1 protein-coding gene, 1 pseudogene and 1 riboswitch are annotated in these 804 nt (G+C 46.1%); the gene and the pseudogene both read right to left on the minus strand.

The genetic code is table 11. The features are described from left to right. The coding region (locus TX77_RS14390; RefSeq protein WP_420891013.1) for a homoserine O-acetyltransferase/O-succinyltransferase family protein at positions 1-78 on the minus strand (78 nt) is incomplete at its 3' end. 73 nt (positions 79-151) lie between these two features. Further along, positions 152-499, minus strand: a pseudogene (locus tag TX77_RS10770) (homoserine O-acetyltransferase/O-succinyltransferase family protein); the annotation flags it as partial. 100 nt (positions 500-599) lie between these two features. After that, positions 600-710: riboswitch (SAM riboswitch) on the minus strand. Between the last annotated feature and the right edge of the window lie 94 nt (positions 711-804).

Genomic DNA, 804 nt, shown 5'->3' on the forward strand with positions numbered 1-804 from the left:
GCCGAAAATTTTATCGTCAAGCTCATATTTCGGAACGCCGTAATGATGGTAGAGTCCCGCCTGCGAGGCCCAACAGATATGGAAAGTCGAAGTTAACGTGTTTTTTGCTCCATTCCATAATGTCCTTCAGCTCATCCCAATAGTTGACATCTTCGAAATTCAAATGCTCGACCGGCGCACCGGTTATGATCATCCCGTCATAATACTCATGGGAAATTTCGTCGAAGGTTTTGTAAAAGGACTCCAGATGATCCGCCGACGTGTTCTTCGACGTATGTGTCTTCGGATGGAGCAATACCGCCTCCACTTGCAGCGGCGTGTTGCCGATCAGGCGCAGAAGCTGCGTCTCGGTCGTTTCTTTGGTCGGCATCAGATTCAGAATAACAATTCGTAAAGGACGAATATCCTGATGGTACGCGGTGCTCTCATCCATCACAAAAATGTTTTCGTTGTTCAATACTTCTTTCGCTGGTAAATGATCTGGCACTTTAATCGGCATACGATTCACTCCCTTATCTCAGTCTGGGTATTTAAAGCGCAAAAAAGACCCTTTCTGCAGTGAGAAAAGGTCGTACGCTCAAGAAATAAAGCTTCCGCCTCTCTCATCTCTCAGAAACCTGTAACCATTGGTCTCCGCAAGAATTAGCACCGTGCTTACGCCGGTTGCCGGGCTTCATCGGGCTAGTCCCTCCGCCTGCTCTTGATAAGAAAGTTGATCTATTTGGTTATGCACTTCAATTCCAGTTCTTATTCTTAACTTTAATGGATTCTGGCATTCGCGTCAAGAAGGATTGTAGCATAAGC

Source organism: Megasphaera massiliensis (assembly GCF_000455225.1).
Taxonomy (GTDB): domain Bacteria; phylum Bacillota; class Negativicutes; order Veillonellales; family Megasphaeraceae; genus Megasphaera; species Megasphaera massiliensis.